The organism is Pseudomonas sp. 14A (assembly GCF_018132745.1).
GTDB classification, from domain to species: Bacteria; Pseudomonadota; Gammaproteobacteria; order Pseudomonadales; family Pseudomonadaceae; genus Aquipseudomonas; species Aquipseudomonas mercuritolerans.
Genome location: NZ_JAGRQJ010000018.1, coordinates 633,600 through 656,126 on the forward strand (window position 1 = coordinate 633,600; position 22,527 = coordinate 656,126).

Below are 22,527 nucleotides of genomic sequence, written 5' to 3' on the forward strand. Positions count from 1 at the left end.
GGCAGATCCCGATAGTCTGACGGTTGAAAACCAGCAGGTTATGCCAAAACCGCCATGGTTTGAAGCTGACTACGCAAGCACCTGTCCTGCTCTCTCGCTCTAGACTGGCCCGAGCAAATCGACATCAAAAAGGGGTGTGATGTGGCAAGTCTGTGGCTGTTTATCCTGACGCTGGCTGTGGTTCTGCTACTGCCGGGACCGGACATGATCCTGCTGTTGCAAACCGGTGCGCGGCAAGGTCGAGGCGCGGCGCTGGCCACGGCGTTGGGCCTGGCCATCGCCCGCGCCTGCCACGTGGCACTGGCGGCATTGGGGCTGGCGGCGTTGTTCAAAACCGCGCCGTGGACATTCGATGTGGTACGCATCGCTGGCGCGGCCTATCTGTTGTGGATCGGTATCCAGTGTTTTCGCAACTCGCTGGTGCCGAGCCTGCAAACCCACGAGCAGGCACCCGCCCACGGCCAGTGGCGCGATGCGATCCGGCGCGGTTTGCTGACCAACCTGCTCAATCCCAAGGCGTTGCTGTTCTGCTCGGTGCTGTTGCCACAGTTTATCGTCAGCGACGGCGCGCCGGTGCTGACGCAGTTCGCCGTGCTCGGCCTGGTGCTGGTCTGCATCGGCCTGCTGTTCGACAGTGTTGTCGCCATGACCGGCGCGGCACTGGGCCGTTGGCTGCAACACAGTCCAACCGCCCAGCGCGTTCAGCAATGGCTGTTCGGCAGCCTGTTGATTGGCTTCGCCGTACGCCTGAGCTTCATTCAACAGGCCTAGCCTTTGCGCACCTTGCGCTGACGGCGGGTGATCAGCAGTAACGCAGCAACAGCGACCAGGATGACCGCGCCGATCTGCACCGGCCACTTGTACGGCCGCAGCGTTTCACGCACGGCATCGGTCACCTGGGTGACGTAGCGCTTGTCGGCATTCTCAAAATCCGGATACGGGCATTGATGGCCAAAGTCCGCCGCCCACGTTACGTAAGGGCCTTCCTTGACGTAGCGCTGATACAGCGCACTCTGGTCTTCAAGGCTGCTGTTCCAGCCGGCGGCGTTGCACAACACGGCGGCAAATGCCTGACTGGTGTGCGGCAGGTTATCGGCGGCGCGACCGGCCAGTGCCGTGGCGACAAAACGATAGTGATAACGCTGATCCGGTTGCGCGGCGCTGGCCTGCTGGCGCTGCACTTCCGCCGCTGAAATCAGCGGGCCGACATCCAGCTTCGTGCTCTCCAGCGTGTAGTTGCCGCCGAAGGTGGCGTAATCAGGGGCCATCTCATAACCGAGGATGTCCATGCCCCAATCACGAGCCGTCCACGCGGCATTGTACAAGGCACTGGCGCGTTTGCTCGGCCACCACGCCGACTCGGCCTTGAGCCGTTGCTCGCCATACAGCCGGGCCTTGTGCTGAAGATCGTCACTGGCGAAATAAGCGACCGCTTCCTCGTAACGCCCCTCACGCAGCAGGCGCCGACCGAGCAGATTGCGCAGATTGGCGGCCACCGACAGCGGCACATAGTTGTCGCGCTCCTGCTGCGTCAACGGCGGCGGCGCCGGCACGTTCTCATCGACGTACTGCTTGAGCTCGTCGACCGTCAGCACCCGCTCGGCAACGGTGGCAGCATCAAACCAGTAAAGGCTGTTGCTGCGATACAGCTGCACGAAAGCTTGCAGGTATTCGCCACGTTGCAGCGCCAGGATCGCGCTTTCGCCGTCGACACGGCATTTCGGCTGTACCGTTTCAAACGCCCAGTCCGGCGTGCGCCGATATCCCCAGTCTTCGTTTTGCGGAAAAGCCTGGGCGGCTTTGGCGTAGGCGGCGGCAGCGGCAGTCGTGTCGCCGTCACGCACTGCCAGTTTTGCCCGCAGCCACCAGGCCAGCCCGCCGTCCCCGGCATTCTCAAGAAACGCCTTGGCGGACGCGTAGTCGCCCTGTTGATAACTCATCGCCGCCAGTCGATCGGCATTGTCGAGGCTGCCACGGGTGCTGTTTTGCAGGAGTGTGACGAGTTTCTTTTCATTCGGCGGCTGCTCACCAAATGACCAGCCCTGACGGCTGACCAGCGATGCCGTGACCAGTTGCTGCACTGCTGGCTGCTGCAGCAGTTTGGCCAACTGAGATTCCGGCAATTCGGCCAGTTCGTTCATCAGTTGCTTGAGCGAGGTGCAACCGACGGCCGAACCGTGCAGGTTCTGTGCTTCGTACAATTCGATGGCGCCGCTCCAGTCGCCCGCGCTGCGCAACACCCGCGCCTCCTCACCAAGGCTGGCAACGCCCAGTTCCAGCGGATCGCTGAAGCCGTCGATGCTCAGTTGCCGGGCCTGACGAAAGGCATCCCGCGCCTGCTCCAGCGCTTCGATGCGGTCGTGCGCCTCACTGCTCATTGCAAAGGCGATGCGCCCCAGGGAATACGCAGCCCAGGTGCTGCGCAACGGACGCTGCTCTGCCGGCAGCGCCAGCACCTTGTTGAAATACTCCGTGGCCAATTGATGATCGCCGGTGGCAAAGGCCACGGCGCCGGCGACGTAAAAGCGGATTTCCACTGGCAGACCGGCGCCCTGCTCCTCGGCCTGCCGTGCATCGCTGAGCCCGCGCAGGTGCTTGACCACAGCGTATTGCTCGGCGCTCAGGCCAACCTGCTCAGCCTGTTCCCGCGCGAGCTGAGCCGCGTTGTCTTCGGCATAGTCGTTGGGGTTATGGGTCGCTGCGGTGGCATTTTTCAGCCCGGCAATGGTTTTACCGAGGCGACTGATTTCGAAGCTGAAACTGCCTTCGGGCAGATCGGCCAAGGTCTGCGCGCGGTTGTCGAGCAGGCGCATCGGGAAGTCCGGGCCGCAGGCCAGCGCCGAACCCAGCGGCAGGCTGAGGCTCAGGCAAAGCAGATGGCGGGGCCAGTTACGGGTCAACATGCGAACCTCCTTGATCAATATGTGCACAACGCGCCCAACCGACAGCGCGCTGCCCGCCCGCCGGCAAGCGACCGTCACGCAGGCGGGTGAAGGTAAGCAGATTGGCACTTTGTTGCAACGAGTAACCGGCGAGCGCATCGGCGCCTGCACAATCCCGCGCCTTCAGCGAGATTTGCGCGGGCCACGGGCTGTCGAGATTGCCGCGGTTTTCGAGCTGGATGTCATAGAGACCGCCCTGCTCTTTGAATGACAGGCGCAACTGACTGTTCAGCACATCGCCGCGAGCCACTGCGCGCAAAGTAGTCAGGCTCCAGGCGCGAAGATCGTTGGCCAGCGGCAGGCGAAACCAGATCAATCCAGCCAGATGCTCGGGCGGATCCTCACGCAAGGTCTGGCTCAGTTCGCTGAGTTGCAGCGGATCGGCGAGCAACTCCCGGCGCTGCCCGCCGCGCTCCAGTTGCACTTCGCTTTCCACCACGGGCGCGCCGCCGTCAGCGTCCAACAGCGCAACGCCGTAGGCCGGCAGCGCCAGATAGAACGGTTTGTCGCTGATGCGTGCCCAGGCCTTGGCCCATTTCAACGCCTGCTCGGGATCAAACAGACCCAGTCGCGGATCGCTCACGGCGTGGACTTGCAGCACGCTGCTGTCGACGCTTTGCAACAGCGCCGGCAACTGCGCGCTATCGAGCCAGGCCGGCAGCGCGGTGATGCTCAAAGGCAACGATGGCGGCAAGGCCGTGCGCAAATGTTTGAGGAATTCAGCGTACGCGGGCAGCCGTGCGTTGCCGGCATCGTGGTCGATTTCGATACCGTTCAGCGTGAGGCCTTGCGCTTGCCAATCGGCAATGACCTGGAGAATCTGCGCGGTGACCTGCTGCTGATCCAGCGACTGTAACTGGCCATCAAGGCGAATCACTGCAATCAAAGGGCGGCCATCCGCTTTCAACAAGTCTGGATCAACCCGCGCCCTGCTCCACCGCTCGCCGGGAAAGGCCTGCAATGCCAGCACGCGCAGTGTCGAGAAGTCGTGACGACTGTCGCGCAATGCCAATTCATGCGCAGACGTCCACTGGCGTTGCCAGACATAGAGTTGCTGGTCGAGTGGAGGCGCGACGGGTTGCTCGCACCCCGCAAGCAACACGCCGAGAAACAGACCCGCAATAAACCGCATACCTGGAAAATCCCCGAGACCACAGGCCGCAAGGTTACACAAAAACCGCGTAGGAGCTGACGAGTGAAACGAGGCTGCGATCTTTTGATCTTGATCTTGCTTCAAGACTCCAGATCAAAAGATCGCAGCGTACTGCAGCGCCTACAGGGATGCCGCAGGTTTGCGCGCGATGATCACCTGACTCTTGGCCACCACCGCATCCAGCGCCTGCTTGATTTGCGCACCGCGCGGGGAATCCAGCACCGCTTGCCAGGTGTTGGCCCAGTGCTCGAGCATCGGGTGATCGGGGTTGCTGAACTCGACCTTGGCCTCCCAGAACAGCATCATCCACATCGACCAGTAGAAGCCATATTGACTGTGGCTGACGATTTCCAGCCCGGCCTCGCTGACCATGGCCTTGAACTGGTCTTCGCTGATGATGCGTATGTGATTGGGTTTCTGGAAATACTCCGGCGCGGCAATGTCCTTTTGCAGCTCCTCGGAGCTGGGATGCGGCACGCTCAGCAGATACAACGCACCCGGTTTGCCAACCCGCACCAGTTCGGCAAGAAACTGCGCAGGATCGTCAACGTGTTCGATGACTTCGGTACACACCACACGCGTCGCCGTTGCGTCGGCAATCGGTAGCGGGTTGCAGTCGGTAACGTGGCATTCGATGTCCCGGGCCGGCGTGTCGCTCAGACGCTGGCGCGTGGCTTCGACCTTGGCCGCATCGATGTCGGCAAGAATGATCTTCGCTCCACGCACACCGCAGAAGTGCACGTTGCCGCCATCACCGCAACCGACATCAAGCAATGTGTCGTCGGCACTCACAGGGAATCCCGTATACAGCTCGTGGGTTTGCTGGTTGAACCAGCCGCTGAGCTTCGCATCGTAAAGGCCGAGCATGTACGGATCGACTTTGTCGGCAACCGCAGCGACCGGTTCTGCCGCAGTTTGCGCAGGCGTTGTCGCCGAGAGTTTCTTCAAAAAGCTCAGCATGAGGTGGCTCCGGTTGAGGTAACAGCGGTTCGGGAGGTGTCGAGGCGCCTGACCAGCGCAGCACCGCGATTGCGCATCGGCACTTCGATCAAGCGATAGTTGAGTTCGCTGAGCAGCGCAATCAGGCCGAAGGCAATCAGCACCGTAAGGATGGGATGACCGGCCGGGCTCGGCAGACCGCTGCTCTGCAAGCGAAAGATCAGCTCACGCAGCAGCAGATAGGCGGGGATGTGGATCAGGTAGATGCCGTAGGAGCGGCTGCCGATCCAGGCCAGGCAGCGCTGAATGCGTCCGGCAGGCATGAGGTAGTCACGGTTGTACGAGGCGATCCAGACCAGCAGCGCACTGAGCACGGCGATCGAACCGATGCGGAAACTGGCCAAGGTAAAACGGTCGGTGGCCATGAAGCTCAACAGCGCTGCAATGACAATCAAGGCTGAAATGCCAAGCCATGGTCGGCGCAAGAACGAGGGCTGCCAGCGCTGAAAACCCGGCTGCGCACTCCACATCGCCAACAGCACGCCAAGGGCCAGCGCATCGGTGCGCACTACCATCAGCAACGGCGTGCGTACGGCCAGAATCTGCACCGCGACCAGCGCCAGCAATGCCCAGACCAGGTGTCGGCGAAACAACAGGATCAGCAACGGAAAAAGCAGGTAGAACTGCTCTTCCAGCGCCAGGCTCCAGTAAACGAAACTGCTGCCATATTCGTAGTGGAGGAAGCTGTCGGCAAAGCGGAAATTGGCGTATTGCAGTACCCCGGCCAGGGTCGCCTGAAGATTGGCGGATAGCGTGCCGAACGCACCGGATCGATTGAAAAACATACAGGCCAGCAGGATCAGCGCCAGCCACAGCCAGGCTGAAGGCAGCAACCGAAAAGCCCGGCGCAGCCAGAAATGGCGTACCTGTCGCCAGCGCTCCTGGCCCGTCGTGCAGCCTTGCAACAGCGGGATCAGGCTGCGGGCGATGACGAACCCGGAGATGGCGAAAAACAGGTCGACGCCCCACCACGTCTGCGCCCATTCGTGGATCCGGGCCAGCGACGGCACCGGGTCGCTGAACAGATTGTCCGGCAAATGGTGAAACAACACTCCAAGCACCGCGACCGCACGCAGGACCTCAATGTCCATAATGCGCTTGGCACTCATGCTTCTGGGGCTTCCAAAGCAGCCGCACGATGCTCGAACAACTGCGTCAGAAACCCTCGCAAACGCTGTTCCGCCACAGCCTGGCTGCAGAACGCCTGCAAGCTTTCGACTGCCTGCGCGGACATCTCGGCATAGCGCTGCGGCTGGTTTTTCGCGACGTCGTAACTGGCCCGATAGGCCTCGCACAACGAGGTCCAGTTGGTCACGTAGCGCAGGGTTCGGAACGCCTTGCGCGGGTCGTGGGGCCAGGCTGTCAGCTCGTCGGTGGACTCGATGAGAAAGGCATTTTCCGTGCTCAGGTAATCGATCATCGCCGTGGTACGCGGCGCCACCGCCGGCTTGCCGCAGGACATGAACTCCATCAGCGGCAGGCACTGGCCTTCACCGTAGGAGGTATTCACCACGTAGCGGGTGGCCTGCACCAGCTGCTCGTAGTCCGGATCGGCTAGGTAGCCGTAGATCAGAACGATGCGGCAGCGGTAAGACTGGTTCTTGTACAAGTGGTGGAGGATATCGCTGAGTGCTTCTTCGGCGTCATGGTGAGTGAGCTTGAGCACCAGCGTCGCGTCTTCGACATCGCGGAAACACACACAGAACGCGCTGAGCATGTCTTCCCAGTTCTTGCGCCCGTCACCGGGATTGAACACCGAGGTGTAAACCACGCCATCAAGCACCAGCGTCTGCTCGCAGGCCGGCGCGGCGAAGTCGATGCCGTCGCCGCTGCGCAGGTGCGCCGGCCCGAATGCGTTCAGATTGAGGGTGCGGCTGTCCGCGACCAGGCCTTTGATCGTCAGGCTGTACGCGGCGGCCAGCGCTTGCTCGGGCATTTTCGCGCCACGGGCAGCAAAACGGTCCCAGACCGGCGCCGGCACCGCGACGATCGGGTATTCGACACCCATCGCCTCGTGCACGGCGTTGACCGTATAGCTGGAGTGGGTGATCGCTGCGCCACAGGCATGCAAGACGCTACGCCAGTCGTTGCGCGGCTCTCCGGCGAAGGGCTCGTTGGGGATCGTGCTGAACTCCCACGCAAATACCGGCAGCGTCGGACAGGCCAGGTGAACGGGGGTGCGATGCGGCGGCGAGAACGATAGAAACACGCAAGGCTCGCCACGGCTCAGGCATTCCAGATACAGCGCATCGACTTCTGTCTGCGGATCGGCCACTTCCACCACTTGGCCGATGCGTTCGAGCACCGGGCGATATTCCTTGAGCACGAAGTAATAGCTGTACTCCGAACGCCCGAGGTTCTGCGCAATGGTGTGCCGGTTGGTTTCCGAATGAATGATGATCAGCATGAGGCGTTATCCGTCACTGGCGCAGCATCGGTGGGACCTGCTGTCAGCGCAAAGAACTCCGCGAGGCGTTTGCGCACCGGCGCGAAGGCGCAGTATTGCTGCATGCGCTCGACGGCGGCGGCAGACATCCGCTGATATTCCTGCGGCTGGGCCTTGGCCATTCGATAGCTGTTTTCGTAGGCGTCTTTCAGCGAGCCCCAGTCGGGGCGGTGCCGCAGCGTGCGGTAGATGATCCGCGTGTCCTGCGGCCAGATCGTCAGCTCTTCACTGGACTTGACCACGAACGCCACCGACTCATCGATGTAGTCTTTCATCGCCGTATGGTCTGGAGCGATCACCGGTTTGCCGCTGGACATGAACTCCATCAACGGCAGGCACAACCCTTCGCAACGTGACGCGTTAACGTAGAAACTGGCCGCCTGATAAAGCCTGGCGTACTGCGCGTCGTCGAGGTAACCGTGCATCACCACGACCCGACAGGCGAACGGCGTGAGTTGCGCCAGCAGGGTCATCAATTCGCTGTAATAGGACGCCAGATCATTCTGGGTAATCTTGAGCACCAGCGTCGCGTCGGGCGTTTCGCGGAACGCCCAGCAGAATGCGCTGATCAGTCGATGCCAGTTCTTGCGGCCATCCCTGGGGTTGAATACCGAGACATACACCACACCCTCAACTGTGGTTTCGACCACAGATGAGGTGTCCGGCAGATCGAGTGGCGCCGGTTCGATCACCGCCACCGGCGCAGCGCCGCACACCTCAGGCCAACGCTGTTGCAGCCAGCCATGCAAAGCGTCCGGCAGCAGATCGCGAATGCCCTCCCAATACCAGTTGTGGAGAAATTTCACCCGTGGCACTGGTTCCGCCTGCTCGTGTCCCAGATCCAGTACCCACAGGCGCAGATAATGTCGAGCGATGACCAGTCGGCGTTTGAACGTCAACGGTGGCGGGCGCGCGGCTTCAATTGCTGCGGCCAGTGCGGCCTGCTCTTCAGGGCTGATTGGCGTCGGGATCAGCGCATCGGCGGACAGGCCGAGGGTGCGCGAATCGAATATGCAGCCCTTGATTGCCAGTGCAGTGCCCGGGTTGACCGGCATGGGTTGGTGTTGCTGACGAATCGTCGCGAAGCTGTCCCACAACGGCGTCGGCAAAACCAGTACCGGGAACGCTTCGCCCATGGCGCGGCGAATGGCCGTTGCCGTGTGGCTCGACAGGGTGATGACCCGGCCGTGGCGCGCGAGCATGCGCGTCCAGTCCTGACGCGGATCGTCGTCCCACTGTTCATCGGGGATAGAATCGAACTCCCAGGCCACCACGCAAATCGTCGGGCATTGGAGGTCGACCGGAGTTTTCTGCGGTGGGGTGAAGGACAGGAACACACTGTCTTCGCCAGCGGCGAGCAATTGCCGGTAAATCACATCGACGTCGGTGACAGATCCGGCCACGTGCACGCGCCCCAGGCTTTCCAGCACCGGGCGATAGGCTTTGAGGACAAAGTAATAGCTGTATTCCGGACGCCCGAGACTGGCACTGATGGAGCTGTCGTTGACGTCCGAATAGAGAATGAAATTCATGGCATCCCACGATGAAGCGCCATCCCGGCTACTTCATGCTATGACGGCCGGGCGTCGGATCGGGTCGGCAGGGCCGTTACTCGTCCGGCATCATCGGGCACGTCTTCGTTCTTGTTTTAGTGGTCAGTTTCACCCTGCGTCGCGGCGCCCTGAAAATCACCGGCCAACTCGCGACGAGGGCCATTCTAAACACATCCATCACGAGTCCGGGAACCGCCCGGCGAGAATAAATCGGACTACGCTGATGAGAACTGGCCAGTCACGATCTGCCCTGTTGAAATTGCCGAGCAATTGGCACAGATTGGCAACCAAACAACTACAACAACGGCTTCGCCTGCTGTTCCACCGGATATTTCCTCCGGTCTGACAGGGCTTTCCTCAAAGCGTGTAAGGAAAGCGGCGCAAGTCATGACCAAGGGGTCGCTGTTTGAAAAAACGTCTGTTCGTCACGGGCCTTACCGGCTTCGTGGGACAACACATTCAGTCTCGTCTGGCTTCGCCGGGATCGTCGTGGGAGCTGCTGCCTGCCGCTTCGGCCTACGACCTCACGGACGCCGACAGTCTCGTCGACCTTTGGTCTGAGGTACCGGATGCGGTCATTCATCTGGCCGGCCAGACCTTTGTGCCGGAAGCCTTTCGTGACCCGGCCCGCACTTTCGACACTAATCTTTTCGGCACCCTCAATCTGTTGCAGGCACTCAAGGCGCGCGGTTTTGCCGGCACTTTCCTGTACGTCAGCTCCGGCGACGTTTACGGGCAAGTCGCCGAAGAGCATCTGCCAATCACCGAGCAACAACCGCCGCTGCCGCGCAATCCGTACGCGGTGAGCAAACTTTCAGCGGAATTTCTAAGCCTGCAATGGGGCCTGAGCGAAGGCTGGCCGGTGCTGGTCGCGCGCCCGTTCAACCACATCGGCACCGCGCAGAAAGACAGCTTCGTCATCGCCAGCGCCGCCCGGCAGATCTGCCGAGTCAAACAGGGTCTGCAAGCGCCGCAACTGCAAGTCGGCGATATCGACGTTACGCGGGATTTTCTTGATGTCGGCGATGTGATCGCAGCGTATTTCGCCCTGCTGGAAAACGGCACACCAGGGCAGGTCTACAACATCTGCTCGGGCCGCGAGCAACGCATTCGCAGCCTGATCGAGCAACTGGCCGATCTGGCCGAAGTCGACGTTGAACTGGTGCAGGATCCGGCGCGCATGCGTCGCGCCGACCAGCGCCGCGTCTGCGGCAGTCATGCAAAACTGGCCAACGCCACAGGATGGGCGCCAGCCATCACCATACAACAATCCCTGCGGGCGATCCTGTCCGACTGGGAGACGCGAGTACGACAAGAATGACAAAAAGTGCATTGATTACCGGGATCACGGGCCAGGACGGCGCCTATCTGGCCAAACTGCTGCTGGACAAGGGTTACAAGGTTCACGGCCTCGTCGCCCGGCGCAGCAGCGACTCGCGCTGGCGCTTGCGCGAAATGGGCGTCGAAGCCGATATCGTTTACCTCGACGGCGACATGGCGGATGCCTGTTCGGTGCAGCGTGCGGTAATCAAATCGGCACCGGACGAGGTCTATAACCTTGCCGCACAGAGTTTTGTCGCCGCTTCCTGGGATCAACCGGTCACCACCGGCATCGTCGATGGGCTGGGCGTGACCCACTTGCTCGAAGCGATCCGTCAGTTCAGTCCGCACACGCGTTTTTATCAGGCCTCGACCAGCGAAATGTTCGGCCTGATCCAGGCCGAGCAGCAGGACGAGAACACGCCGTTCTATCCACGCAGCCCTTACGGCGTGGCCAAGCTTTATGGCCACTGGATCACCGTCAATTACCGCGAAAGCTTCAACCTGCACGCCAGCAGCGGCATCCTCTTCAACCATGAATCACCACTGCGCGGCATCGAATTCGTTACCCGCAAGGTCACTGACGCCGCTGCGCGCATCAAGCAGGGCAAGCAGCACGAGTTGGCACTGGGCAACATCGACGCGAAACGCGATTGGGGCTTTGCCGGCGATTACGTCGAAGCCATGTGGCTGATGCTGCAGCAGGACAAACCCGACGACTTCGTGGTCGCCACGGGCGTCACCACCACGGTGCGCGAAATGTGCCGCATCGCCTTCGATCACGTCGGCCTCAACTACCGCGATTACGTGAAGATCGACCCGGCGTTCTTCCGCCCGGCCGAAGTCGAAGTGCTGCTCGGCAACCCGGCCAAGGCTCAGCGGGTGCTGGGCTGGAAACCGAAAACCGACCTGGACAGCCTGATCCGCATGATGATGGATGCGGACATGAAACGCGTCGCCAAGGAGTAGGCCATGCTGATTCCCGTGATTCTGTCCGGCGGTGCCGGCACCCGTTTGTGGCCGGTGTCCCGCGAGGGCCATCCCAAGCCGTTCATGACCCTGCCCGACGGCCAGTCGCTGCTGGGCAAGACCTACCAGCGTGCGGCGGCGCTGCTGGACGGCTGGGGCGACATCGTCACGGTGACCAATCGCGAGTACTACTTCCAAAGCAAGGACCACTATTGCGCAGCCCAGGTTTCACGCCATCGCGGGCACTTTCTGCTCGAGCCGAGCGGGCGTAACACCGCACCGGCGATCGCGGCAGCAGCGTTGTCGTTGCAGGCTCTGCATGGCGACGACGCCATCATGGTGGTGATGCCGGCCGATCATCTGATCGTCAATCAGGACGCCTTGAAAAGTGCGGTCGAGCACGCGGTTCAGCTGGCGAAGGACGGCTATCTGGTGACCTTCGGCGTGGTACCAACCGCGCCGGAAACCGGCTTCGGCTATATCGAGACCGGCGCACCGCTGGACGCCAGAGGCGCAGCCAAGGTACAGCGCTTCGTCGAGAAACCCGACTTGCAGACCGCCACGCATTACCTGGAGAGCGGCAACTTCCTGTGGAATTCGGGGATGTTCTGCTTCACCACCGCGACCCTGCTCACCGAGCTGCAACTGCACGCACCCCAGTTGTTGGAACAGACTCGCGCCTGCATGGCTGCCAGTGCCCCGGTGGAAACGGTCGGCTGCCTGCAACAGGAGCTGTCGCCGACGCTGTTTGCCGAGATCACTGACATTTCGATCGACTACGCGCTGATGGAGCGCTCGGACAAAGTCGTGGTGGTGCCCGCCGGTTTCGACTGGAGCGATATCGGTTCGTGGAGTGCGGTCGCGGCGCTGACTCCCGCCGATGCCGACAACAACCGCGCCAGCGGCGAAGCGATCTTCATCGACAGCCACAACAACTTCGTACAGAGCGAAGGTCGGCTGGTGGCGACCGTCGGTGTGGATAACCTGATCATTGTCGACACCGCCGATGCGGTGCTGGTCGCCCATGCCGACCGCGCACAAGACGTACGCCGCGTGGCCAAGCAGCTCAAGGACAAGTCCCACGAAGCCTATCGCCTGCATCGTACGGTCAGCCGTCCGTGGGGCACCTACACCGTTCTGGAGGAAGGTCCGCGTTTCAAGATCAAGCGCATCGTGGTCAAACCCGGTGCCAAGCTGTCATTGCAAATGCACCATCACCGCAACGAACACTGGGTCGTGGTCGAAGGCATGGCCAAGGTCACCAACAACGGTTCCGGCACCACCTTGGTAGCCAAGAACGAATCGACGTTCATTGCCGCCGGCCACAAGCATCGCCTGGAGAACCCCGGGGTGATCGATCTGGTGATCATTGAAGTACAGAGCGGCGAATACCTGGGCGAAGACGATATCGTTCGCTTCGAAGATCAATACGGCAGGACGGTCTGAATGCTGCTTTCCCTGTACCGCTCGCTGCACAACTACCGTGGGTTCATCCTCGGCAGCGTGCAGCGAGAGTTTCAAGCGCGTTATCGCAATTCGTTGTTCGGCGCGCTGTGGCCGATCTTCAATCCGCTGTCGATGATCATCGTTTACACGGTGATCTTTTCCCAGATCATGCGCGCGCGTTTACCGGGTGTGGACGACAGCATGGCCTACAGCGTCTACCTGTGCGCAGGTCTGCTGGCCTGGGGGCTGTTTTCCGAAATCACCCTGCGCAGCCAGAACATGTTTCTGGAAAACGCCAACCTGCTGAAGAAAATCAGCTTCCCGAGGATCTGCCTGCCAGTGATCGTGCTGATCAACGCCGGGATCAATTTCGCCATCATCATCAGCCTGTTTCTCGGTTTTCTGCTGATCACCGGGCGCTGGCCGGGGATGGCGCTGCTGGCGCTGATTCCGCTGATCGCCCTGCAAATGATGTTCTGCGCCGGGCTGGGCATGATCCTTGGGGTGCTGAACGTGTTCTTTCGCGATGTCGGTCAACTGTTCGGCATCTGCCTGCAGTTCTGGTTCTGGCTGACGCCGATCGTTTACCCGATCACGATCCTGCCGGAATGGGTGCAGCGTTTGCTGCAACTCAATCCGCTGACCAACCTGTTCAGCAGTTATCAGAACCTGTTTCTCTACGGTCAGTGGCCGGTATGGAGTTCGCTGCTGCCGGCTTTCATTGCCGGCGTGGCGTTCTGTCTGATGGGCCTGCGGCTGTTTCGCCAGCGCGTGGGCGAAATGGTGGATGAACTCTGATGGGACATATTCGCGTCACCGGCCTCGGCAAGGCCTATAAGCAATACCCAAACCGCTGGGCACGGCTGGCCGAGTGGCTGATTCCGTTTTCGCCGATCCGCCATCAACAGCACTGGGTACTGCAAGATGTCGAATTCGAGATTGCTCCGGGAGAAGCGGTAGGCATCGTCGGCGCCAATGGCGCGGGCAAAAGCACCTTGCTGAAAATGATCACCGGCACTACCCAACCCACCTGCGGCAAGATCGAACTGCATGGACGCGTCGCTGCACTGCTGGAGCTGGGAATGGGTTTCCATCCGGACTTTACCGGTCGGCAGAACGCAATCATGGCGGGTCAGTTGCTGGGCATGCAGCTCGAAGAAATCGAAGCGCTGCTGCCCGACATCGAGCATTTCGCCGAAATCGGCGATGCCATTGACCACCCGGTCCGTACTTACTCCAGCGGCATGCAGATGCGCCTGGCGTTCAGTGTCGCCACTGCCCGGCGTCCGGACATCCTGATCGTCGACGAAGCGCTGTCGGTGGGCGATGCCTATTTCCAGCACAAGAGCTTCGAACGCATCCGCAGCTTTCGCAAATCCGGCACGACGTTATTGATCGTGTCCCATGATCGTTTCGCGATTCAGTCGATCTGCGACTCGGCGATCCTGCTCAAGGACGGGCACGTGGCCATGCGCGGCAAACCGGAGCCGGTTCTGGATTATTACAATGCGCTGATGGCCGAACGTGAGGGCCAGGTCGTGCGTCAGGAAACGCTCGCCGGCGGCGAGGTGCAAACGGTCTCCGGCACCGGCGAGGCGGCGATTCTCAGCGTACGCCTGCTCGATGAAAACCAGCGCAGCATTAAGGCTGTCGAAGTCGGCCAACCGGTGGTGCTCGAAGTGCAGGTCGAGGTACGCGAGGACATCGAACGGCTGGTGCTGGGCTTCATCATCAAGGATCGCCTGGGCCAGATGATGTATGGCATCAATACTCACCGACTGAACAAGGCGCTGACCGACCTGCGCGCCGGCGAGCGCTTCACTTACCGCTTCGCCTTCGTCATGGGCCTGGGCAAAGGCAATTATTCGGTATCGCTGAGCCTGTCGCGCCTGGACTCGCATCTGGATCGCAATTTCGAGTGGCGTGACTACGGGCTGGTATTTCACGTGATCAACAACCGTCAGGAAGATTTTGTCGGTTGTGCCTGGCTGGACGCCCGGACCACCGTCACCTGTGAAACCGAGACCCGGACTGTCGAGCGCGCGCCATGACCCGCCTGTTGGTCGAATGCACCCACGTATTCAAGCACCCGATGGTCAACTCGGGGATTCAGCGCGTGGTGCGCAACGTCATCAAGCAATTGCCAGCCAGTGCGCAAGGGGTCGAGTGCCTGCCAGTGGTGGTGATCAACAGCCAGCTCTATCGTGTACTGAGGCTGGCGCCGCTCGACACGCCGTTCCTGAATGCTCTGCAAACCTTCGGCGAACGCCTGGAGCGCCTGGCACATCGCTTCTGGCAGTGGCACCAGCGCCGCGATGCGCGATGCACTTCGAAACTGTCCCGAGGGCTGCTGTATGTTGCCTATCAATTCACCCAGATCGGCGTATTCGGCTTGCCGATACGGTTGATCCGACAGATCAATCGCAGGCAGTTGCTCAAACGCTGCATCCCCCTGCAGCACCAATCAGGCGATCAACTGGTGCTGCTGGATTCATCATGGCACTCGGATTTTTTCGCCCACGTCGAACAGCTCAAACGCGACGGCGTCGGTGTGATCGCGGTGGTTTACGACCTGATTCCGCTGACACATCCACAGTTTTACGACACGCGTCTGGTCGAGGTTTTCAACGGATGGTTCGAGTGGATCACTCGCACCGCTGACGGCTACATGGCGATTTCAGCCACCGTGCGCGATCAGGTACGTGGCGAATTGCAGCGCAGGATCGGCGCTGACCAGACTGACAGTCGCTGGTTTGATTTCTTCCATCTGGGTTCCGAACTCGATCTGCATCACAGCGCAGCATCGGTCGAACCACGCCTCAAGAATCTGTTCGCGGCGCCCGGAGCGGTGTTCCTGATGGTCAGCACCATCGAGCCGCGCAAGAACCATGCGTATCTGCTCGACGCCTTCGACCGCGCCTGGGCCGCCGGCTCGACGGCACGCCTGTGCATCGCCGGGCGCATCGGCTGGAAATGCGACGCGCTGCTCGAGCGAATTCGCAATCATCCGGAACTGAACCGGCGCCTGTTCATGTTCAATGACTTGAGCGACACCAGCCTCGAATACGCATACGCGCAGGCCAGCGCGCTGGTCTTCCCCTCGTTCGTCGAAGGCTTCGGCCTGCCGCTGGTGGAAGCGATGCAGCGCGGGTTGCCGGCAATGGGCAGCGACATCGCGGTATTCCGCGAAATCGGCGGCGAGTTCATGGCGTATTTCGATCTGCTGGATCCACAAAGCCTTGCCGATCTGATCGATACCTATCAGCGCAATGGGCAGTTTCCTGCCGCCCGCGACGTCGCTGACTGGCGCTGGATCGGCTGGCGTGAAGCCAGCGAGCAATTGGCTACACGCAGCCTTGACCATGTCCAGCAGGCCCCGCGCGTGCCAGCGAGGCCCCATGCGCATTGCTCTTAACGCTCGCATCCTGCAAGCACCGCGCACCGGTATCGGCCATTACGTCGCTGAACTGGTCAACGCCCTGCGTAGCGAACCCGACGTGGACGTAACCCTGTTTCATGGCTGGGGCTGGAATCCGGCCCTGCCGGACGCAGCCATGCCCGGTTATTCGCGGATGACGCCGCTGCTGCGGCAAATACCCGGAGCCTATCAGGCACGGCGCTGGCTGGAGCAGAAACGTTTTGATCAGGTGCGTACACAAAAGATTGATCTTTATCACGAGCCAAGCCTGTGGCCGCTGGCCTTCGACGGCCCGACCGTAATCACTTTGCATGACCTGACGCACCTGCATTTTCCTGACACTCAACCGCCGGCACGTTTGAGAGAGATCGAACGTCGCCTGGCCGCAGGTGTTCAGCAGGCGCGGGTAATTCTGACCGACTCCCAGGCAATCGCCGACGAGGCGCAGGCTTATTTCAGCCTGCCTGCGCAGCGATTCGTGGTGGCGCCATTGGGTGTGGCCGCGCGCTTTCGTCCTCGGCAAACCGAAGAAATCGACAGCGTGCTCAAGGCTCACGCCGTGCAGGCACGGGAATATTTCCTCTGTGTCGGCACCCTCGAGCCGCGCAAAAACCTGAGCCTGGCGCTGCGGGCCCACGCCCTGTTGCCAGATGCGGTGCGCCAGCGCTTTCCCTTGTTGATTGCGGGAATGGCCGGTTGGCAGCGCGAACAGTTCAACGAGCCGCTGCGTCAGGCATTGGCGAGTGGCCATGTGTGCCTGCTTGGCTATCTGCCAGATGAGCAATTGGCGCAACTGCTGGCCGGCGCCCGGGCGCTGATATTTCCATCGCTGTATGAGGGCTTTGGCTTGCCGGTGCTGGAAGCCATGGCCAGTGGCACGCCGGTGGTGACGACCGGTTCTTCGGCAATGCCGGAGGTGGCCGGCGCGGCTGGCAACTATATTGAAGCGGACGATGCCGAGGGCCTGCGCGATGCGCTGAGTCGTCTCATTGACGATCCGCTGCATTGGCAGGCATGCCGCGAAGCAGGATTGCTGAGGGCTGGTTTTTTTTCCTGGCAACGTTGTGCACAGGTCACGGCCGGTGCCTACCGCCAGGCCATGGGAGGTTGAATGCGCGTTCTTCATTTCTTCAAGACTTACCTGCCCGACTCATTCGGTGGCATCGAACAAGTCGTCTTCCAACTCTGCGAAAGCGGCGTTCAGCACGGCATCGAAGCGCAGGTCCTGACCCTGAGCGCGGATCCGACACCCCGGGTAATGCAGTTGGGCCAACATGAAGTGCATCGGGCCAAACTGGATATCCAGTTCGCCTCGACCGGGTTTTCCTGGAGCGTGTTCAAGCAGTTCCGCGAACTGGCCGCCGAGGCCGACGTGATCAACTATCACTTCCCGTGGCCATTCATGGACCTGGTGCACTTCGCCAGCGCCTTGAACAAACCCAGTGTGGTCACCTATCACTCGGACATCATTCGGCAAAAACACCTGCTCAAATTGTACCGACCGCTAATGGAGCGCTTCCTGGCCAGCGCCGACCGAATCGTCGCCGCGTCGCCTAACTACCTGCATACCAGCGATGTGTTGCAGCAGTTCCAGGAAAAGACTCGCGTCATCACGTACGGCTTGAACAAGGCAGGTTATCCACAACCCAACGGTCAGCGGATGAACCGTTGGCGCCAGCAACTTGGGGATAAGTTTTTCCTCTTCGTTGGGGTGATGCGTTATTACAAGGGCTTGCATATCCTGCTTGACGCGCTCAAACAAGCGGATTATCCGACAGTCATCGTCGGCGCCGGCCCGCTGGAGCTGAAGCTGCGCGCTCAGGCCGCCGCACTTGGCTTGCGCAACATCCATTTCGTCGGACGCCTGGACGATGAAGACAAAGTCGCGTTGCTGCAATTGAGCTACGCGTTCGTCTTCCCTTCGCACTTGCGCTCCGAGGCCTTCGGTATCTCGTTGCTAGAGGGCGCGATGTACGGTAAGCCGCTGATTTCGAGCGAGATCGGCACCGGTACCAGTTTCATCAATATTCACAACGAAACCGGTCTGGTGGTGCCGCCCAGCAATCCACAGGCGTTCAGCGAAGCCATGCGCACGTTATGGGAAAACCCCGAGCGTGCAGCCGCCATGGGCGTCAAGGCAGAAGCGCGTTATCGGCAGTTGTTCACCGCCGATGTAATGGGCCGCAAATGGACTGAGTTGTATCAGGAATTACTGGCAGAAAAGGCGCTGTCCTACGCGTGAACATGACCCGCCTTCAGAGGCCGCGAATTGGCTCGCGTCTGCGAAGGCTGAGTACTACGCGGTCTTCTGCAAGCCGGCGACAGTGCGCGGCATCGCAACAAAACCCGGCAAGGCTTCGATCCGTGCCAGCCAGGCGCGAACGTTGACGTATTCATCCAGCGAGACATTGCCCTCCGGCGCATGCGCGATGTAACTGTAGGCAGACACGTCAGCGATGGTCGGCTCTTCGCCCGCCAGATACGCTGTCTTGCCCAATTCCAGCTCCATCACCTTGAGCAGATTGTGCGCTCGGCCAATGACTTCCTCGGCATTCAGTTGCGCACCGAACACCGTGATCAGGCGTGCCGCCGCCGGGCCAAATGCAATCGGTCCCGCCGCAGTCGACAACCAGCGCTGCACATTCGCTGCGCCCACCGGGTCGGTCGGCAGCCAGCGACCGTTGCCATACTTCTGCGCCAGATAAACCAGAATCGCGTTGGAATCGGCCAACACCACGCCGTTGTCATCAATCGCCGGCACCTGACCAAAGCTGTTGATCGCCAGGTACTGCGGCTGCTTGTGCTCACCCTTGGCGAGGTCGACGAAGATCAGCTCGGTCGGTAGTTGCAGCAGCGACAGCATCAACTCGACGCGGTGGGCATGGCCGGAACGGGGAAAGTTGTAGAGTTTGATCGCTTGCATGGTCGACTCCGCTGGAAAGTGACGTCGCTACGGGGATGAGCGCGCCGATGGAGTCATCATCTATGGGTTGCCGGAACAACAGAATAACCAGCCGCTGCAATCGATTATTTCATCTCGTGCAATAACGCCGCAGCGCTCAAGGCCGGATGCTCACGCAGCGCCTTCACGGCGAAGTCGACAAAGCTGCGGATCCGCGCCGGCGCCTTGCGCCCGCCCTGATACACCACATGGATCGGCAACGGCGGCAATTCAAACTCGGCGAGGACGATTTCCAGTTCGCCCGCCGCAACCTTGTCCGCCACTTGATAGGACAGCACTCGCGTCAGGCCCAGGCCTTTGCGCGCGGCAGTAATCGCCGACTGATTGGCCGTGACGGTCAGGCGCGGTTCGGTGCGCACGCTGAGGGCTTCACCGCCGTCGAGAAACGGCCAGTTGCGTTGTTGCCCGATCGCCGACGTCGCCACCACCGGCAACCCGGCCAAGGCCTGCGGATGCTCCGGTCGGCCGTGTTCAGCCAGAAACGTGGGCGAAGCGCAAATCACCCGTCGCACTTCCCCGACGCGAATCGCATGCTGATTACTGTCCGGCAGTTCACCGATGCGCACCGCGACATCAATGCCCTCCTCGACCATGTTGACGACCCGGTCCAGCAACAGCGCGTTGATCGACACATCCGGATAACGACAAAGGTAATCGGCCATCACTGGCGTCACGAACAGATCGCCAAACAGTACCGGCGCAGTAATCGTCAACTGCCCGCGCGGCAAGGCATGGCTGCCTGCCGCCGAATCCTCGGCCTCCTGCACCTCGGCAAGAATCCGCCGGCAGTCATCGCAGTAACGCTGCCCGGCTTCAGTCAGATGCACGGTGCGCGTGGTGCGCACCAGCAACTGCGTACCGATATGCTGCTCCAGCGCCGCCACCGCCCGGGTAACACTCGCCGCCGACAAACCCAGACGCCGCGAAGCCGCCGAAAAGCCTTGCTCCTGGGCGACGACAACGAAGATCTGCATTTCCTGAAAGCGGTCCATCGAATTCCTCCGGGCGGATACGACAATCGCAGCCGAGGCTGCGATTGTGGGAGAGCTGGTGCTGAACAAAATATTTTGACACCAACAGCTGAGTAAACACTGGGGCAACCGGCTCAACAGCGTGCGCCAGCTGATTGAATATTTTGACAGTTACCAGTCAATCTGACTAAACCGACCCTGATTTTCAACAATATATTTTGACACTGTGGGCCACTCAACGAGTAATCATATTGTGATGGTGTTTGGTTAGCTGCAACCGCCTCAAAATGACATGCCTTCAGTTGCCTGAATCAGCATTTCCTCGACCCGATGTGTACCTTGAGTAGTAGAAAGCATCGCATATGGACTGGAGCCCGAAAAACGGGCTTTTGGTGTTGAAAGCCAGTGTTTGGATTTCCCAGCGTCCCCGAAGACTACCTCTGCCATGGCGTTAATGTGTGCGACGCGAAAAAGTCGATCGCTCTCGCTCAAAGTTAACCGTTGATTACTGGCCAATTTTGATTTCAGTGTTTTGAGCGGAATGATTCTGTCGCGCTCTTCAGCACTTATGGTTCCTGACTCGCCAAGCGCGCTTATCAGGTTGGCTGGAAACCCCGCTTCGATAATCTCGTGAATATCCTGATCTGAAGCATCCAAGGGGATATGAAGAGACGCCTCAAGGCGGATACGGTAGGCTTGATAAGCATCATCGCGCAGGGCTCCAGCAAACGCGGTGAACAGTGATGCTGTGCTACGGGTAGGCCTTAACACGATTGCATCCTTCGTTTTTGTGATTGTCAGATCGTCCCCGACTTCCAACCCGAGCTTGGCAAGCAGCTCTGGAGGTAAATCGACGATGACATCACCGCTACCGTCCCCGGCATCTTGGCACCTGACTGTCCAGCGCTCGCTTTCATTCATGATGGTCCGGCTCTCATTTCGTGAATAGAGAAGACGCATCTGTATGCTCTCGCGCGCCGCAGATTCCGTCATTGGATAACCGTTTTTTGGGCCAACCTATGCCGAACATTGCGACGAGCGGCTCTCACCGTGAGTGAATCGGCGAATCGTTAGCGCCCCCCTGATGATCCATACAGAGGCATTCCGGGATCCGAGACCTTACTGGTTCAGACAACGTGAATAGTCTTCAAAAGGCAAACGATGCCGTCCCAGTACTTGATCATTGCCAACACTAAAGCTCCAAGAATTGGTATCAAGGACAGCCCCTTCAGCAGCCGAAAGGTTCTGGTCAGTGTCAGGCCCTGCTTGTCCACCTGATCGATGGTGATCCTAAGCAGGCGTTGGAGCTTTGGTGGGTAGGTTTTTATCTTGTCTTTGAATTCATCGAAGATGACATTGAAGCTATGAAGCAGGCGCTCCGTTTGCAGCATTTGATTGTGCAAGATCGCAAGCAGAACCACCGAGACCACAGCCAGGCCGAGGACAAGGATAAAACCTTCGAACTTTGAAGTGGTTTTCTCCAGCGCTACCAAACCGGCTAACGATATCGGGAGGGCGAGCATCTTGCCGGCAATGTCACCCAACACTCCACTCAGCTTGGTGCCATAGTCGATTTCAGCTTGGGCCACTTCACGACGAACCCGCTCAAACGAGAAGCTATAGACATACGTTTGGAGGTTGGCGCGGTAAGTGGCCAAGACCTCTCGCCACTCCCGCACAATCACCAGAAGCAAATTCGGCTCGCTTTCGAACTTCTCGATGACGCTCGCGACGGCCATCCGAATCATCAGCTTGCGTTCAGAGAGGTGAGCTTTATTTTCATTTTTTCGATTAAGAATTTCTTCCAACAAGCTCAAGTGGTTGAGTTCATAATCGAGCACTTTGACATCGACCTGAGTAGGTAGCAGAAATGTCCTCGGGGGCTTGGCCCCGTCAGGTGGTAAGGCAAAAAAAAGGTTATAGCCGTCCGGGCTACTGTCTCTGTCAACGCCGATCGCTAATAGCGCAAGCAACTCAATTAACCGACAGACGCGCCTGAGAGACTTGATCTCCGGGGGTTCAATATCATCGCTGTCTGCCCAGCGAAGCTCAGTAATGTAAACATTGCTCGGAAATTGTCCCTTGCCCAACGAACCATTTCGCGCGACAAACTCGGCCAGGCTGCTGTAAAAATGGCCCGACTCATTCGATGGCAAGCGAAATTCAATTTCAAGAGAGTCTGCCTCTTCAGAAAGATGCTCAAACTTTCCATAGGCAGCCGGTAACTCATCACACATTCGTAATGCGCTAATGATCCCGGCCGTTGGCGCTCCCTCGTAACTGACGACCCCGTCGTGAATGGTGGGCGCTCCAAGGGCACGGTAGAGAGCTACCACATGAGAGAACAT

General features: G+C 60.0%; 19 protein-coding genes. 9 read left to right on the top strand and 10 right to left on the bottom strand.

Going from position 1 to position 22,527, the window contains the following annotated elements; genetic code table 11:
* The first annotated feature begins 141 nt into the window (after positions 1-141).
* The gene (locus tag PS14A_RS25480; protein WP_212617480.1) at positions 142-771 is read left to right on the top strand and encodes a LysE family translocator; all 630 of its coding nucleotides are present in this window, start codon (positions 142-144) and stop codon (positions 769-771) included.
* Here the strand turns inward: PS14A_RS25480 and PS14A_RS25485 are convergent.
* The 6 genes from PS14A_RS25485 to PS14A_RS25510 form a co-directional block, all read right to left on the bottom strand.
* Positions 768-2,903 (bottom strand): hypothetical protein, encoded by a 2,136-nt coding sequence (locus PS14A_RS25485; protein WP_212617481.1) that lies wholly within the window; start codon positions 2,901-2,903, stop codon positions 768-770. The genes PS14A_RS25480 and PS14A_RS25485 overlap by 4 nt on opposite strands.
* Positions 2,890-4,074: a DUF3142 domain-containing protein gene (locus PS14A_RS25490; RefSeq protein WP_212617482.1), complete on the bottom strand. Its 1,185-nt coding sequence runs from the start codon at positions 4,072-4,074 to the stop codon at positions 2,890-2,892. Before PS14A_RS25490 ends, PS14A_RS25485 begins: the two co-directional genes overlap by 14 nt.
* Before the next feature lie 141 nt (positions 4,075-4,215).
* Positions 4,216-5,055, bottom strand: a complete 840-nt coding sequence (locus PS14A_RS25495; protein WP_212617483.1) for a class I SAM-dependent methyltransferase — start codon at positions 5,053-5,055, stop codon at positions 4,216-4,218.
* Entirely contained in the window at positions 5,049-6,203 is a 1,155-nt protein-coding gene (locus PS14A_RS25500; RefSeq protein ID WP_212617484.1) for an acyltransferase, read from the bottom strand. The genes PS14A_RS25495 and PS14A_RS25500 overlap by 7 nt, the downstream gene beginning before the upstream one ends.
* Positions 6,200-7,501 carry a glycosyltransferase gene (locus PS14A_RS25505; RefSeq protein WP_212617485.1) on the bottom strand — a complete coding sequence of 434 codons (1,302 nt, stop codon included), beginning with the start codon at positions 7,499-7,501 and terminating at the stop codon, positions 6,200-6,202. Before PS14A_RS25505 ends, PS14A_RS25500 begins: the two co-directional genes overlap by 4 nt.
* Entirely contained in the window at positions 7,495-9,072 is a 1,578-nt protein-coding gene (locus PS14A_RS25510) for a glycosyltransferase (RefSeq protein ID WP_212617486.1), read from the bottom strand. The genes PS14A_RS25505 and PS14A_RS25510 overlap by 7 nt, the downstream gene beginning before the upstream one ends.
* A gap of 427 nt (positions 9,073-9,499) precedes the next feature.
* Between PS14A_RS25510 and PS14A_RS25515 the strand changes: the two genes are divergently transcribed.
* From PS14A_RS25515 to PS14A_RS25550, 8 genes are read left to right on the top strand one after another with little or no spacing between them, the layout of a single operon-like run.
* Positions 9,500-10,414 carry a GDP-mannose 4,6-dehydratase gene (locus PS14A_RS25515; protein ID WP_212617487.1) on the top strand — a complete coding sequence of 305 codons (915 nt, stop codon included), beginning with the start codon at positions 9,500-9,502 and terminating at the stop codon, positions 10,412-10,414.
* Entirely contained in the window at positions 10,411-11,382 is a 972-nt protein-coding gene (gene gmd / locus PS14A_RS25520) for a GDP-mannose 4,6-dehydratase (protein ID WP_041476547.1), read from the top strand. The genes PS14A_RS25515 and gmd overlap by 4 nt, the downstream gene beginning before the upstream one ends.
* Positions 11,383-11,385: 3 nt before the next feature.
* Positions 11,386-12,828, top strand: a complete 1,443-nt coding sequence (locus PS14A_RS25525) for a mannose-1-phosphate guanylyltransferase/mannose-6-phosphate isomerase (RefSeq protein ID WP_212617488.1) — start codon at positions 11,386-11,388, stop codon at positions 12,826-12,828.
* On the top strand, positions 12,829-13,626 hold the full coding sequence (locus tag PS14A_RS25530) for an ABC transporter permease (protein ID WP_130911456.1): 798 nt from the start codon (positions 12,829-12,831) through the stop codon (positions 13,624-13,626).
* Positions 13,626-14,879: an ABC transporter ATP-binding protein gene (locus tag PS14A_RS25535; RefSeq protein WP_212617489.1), complete on the top strand. Its 1,254-nt coding sequence runs from the start codon at positions 13,626-13,628 to the stop codon at positions 14,877-14,879. Before PS14A_RS25530 ends, PS14A_RS25535 begins: the two co-directional genes overlap by 1 nt.
* On the top strand, positions 14,876-16,243 hold the full coding sequence (locus PS14A_RS25540) for a glycosyltransferase family 1 protein (protein ID WP_212617490.1): 1,368 nt from the start codon (positions 14,876-14,878) through the stop codon (positions 16,241-16,243). The genes PS14A_RS25535 and PS14A_RS25540 overlap by 4 nt, the downstream gene beginning before the upstream one ends.
* Positions 16,227-17,357, top strand: coding sequence for a glycosyltransferase family 1 protein (locus tag PS14A_RS25545; protein WP_137214479.1), 1,131 nt, complete (start codon positions 16,227-16,229; stop codon positions 17,355-17,357). The genes PS14A_RS25540 and PS14A_RS25545 overlap by 17 nt, the downstream gene beginning before the upstream one ends.
* A complete protein-coding gene (locus PS14A_RS25550; RefSeq protein WP_212617491.1) occupies positions 17,358-18,488 on the top strand; it encodes a glycosyltransferase family 4 protein in 1,131 nt (376 codons plus the stop codon).
* Between the two features lie 54 nt (positions 18,489-18,542).
* On the opposite strand, the gene PS14A_RS25555 is transcribed toward PS14A_RS25550, so the two are convergent.
* The 4 genes from PS14A_RS25555 to PS14A_RS25570 form a co-directional block, all read right to left on the bottom strand.
* A complete protein-coding gene (locus PS14A_RS25555; protein WP_137214481.1) occupies positions 18,543-19,169 on the bottom strand; it encodes a glutathione S-transferase in 627 nt (208 codons plus the stop codon).
* Between the two features lie 104 nt (positions 19,170-19,273).
* A complete protein-coding gene (locus PS14A_RS25560) occupies positions 19,274-20,200 on the bottom strand; it encodes a LysR family transcriptional regulator (RefSeq protein ID WP_212617492.1) in 927 nt (308 codons plus the stop codon).
* A 261-nt stretch (positions 20,201-20,461) separates the two neighbouring features.
* On the bottom strand, positions 20,462-21,139 hold the full coding sequence (locus PS14A_RS25565) for an antitoxin Xre/MbcA/ParS toxin-binding domain-containing protein (RefSeq protein ID WP_212617493.1): 678 nt from the start codon (positions 21,137-21,139) through the stop codon (positions 20,462-20,464).
* 167 nt (positions 21,140-21,306) lie between these two features.
* A complete protein-coding gene (locus tag PS14A_RS25570) occupies positions 21,307-22,527 on the bottom strand; it encodes a hypothetical protein (RefSeq protein ID WP_212617494.1) in 1,221 nt (406 codons plus the stop codon).